Source organism: Streptomyces flavovariabilis (assembly GCF_000725785.1).
Lineage (GTDB): Bacteria > Actinomycetota > Actinomycetes > Streptomycetales > Streptomycetaceae > Streptomyces > Streptomyces hawaiiensis.
In genome coordinates, this window is the sequence record NZ_JNXD01000093.1 from 1 (window position 1) to 381 (window position 381).

Annotated in this window: 1 protein-coding gene; it reads right to left on the minus strand. The window is 69.0% G+C overall.

Annotation, left to right across the window (positions count from 1 at the left end; genetic code table 11):
- Positions 1-381 (minus strand): AMP-binding protein (locus IO24_RS41790; RefSeq protein ID WP_037669997.1); only part of this gene is annotated, 381 nt, incomplete at both ends.

Consider the following 381-nt stretch of genomic DNA (forward strand, 5'->3'; position numbering starts at 1 on the left):
CTGGTCGTCCGCGCGGCCCAGGAAATGCAGAGTGCCGTCACTGTTCCAGCGCACCAGATCCCCGGTGCGATACATACGCGAACCCGCCGGCCCGTACGGGTCGGCGACGAACCGCTGGCCGGTCAGCCCCGGCCGGTTGAGGTAGCCGCGGGCGACACCGGCTCCGGCCACATACAGCTCACCGGGCACTCCGGGCGGGACCGGAGACAGCCCCGCGTCGAGCACATACACGCGCACGTTGTCGATGGGCCGGCCGATCGGCGGGACGACCGCACCGGACAATGGCTCGCTCATGGTTGCGCAGACGGTTGTTTCGGAGGGGCCGTATGCGTTGATCATGTGTCGTCCGGTGGACCAGCGTTCGACGGTGTCGGGGTCGCA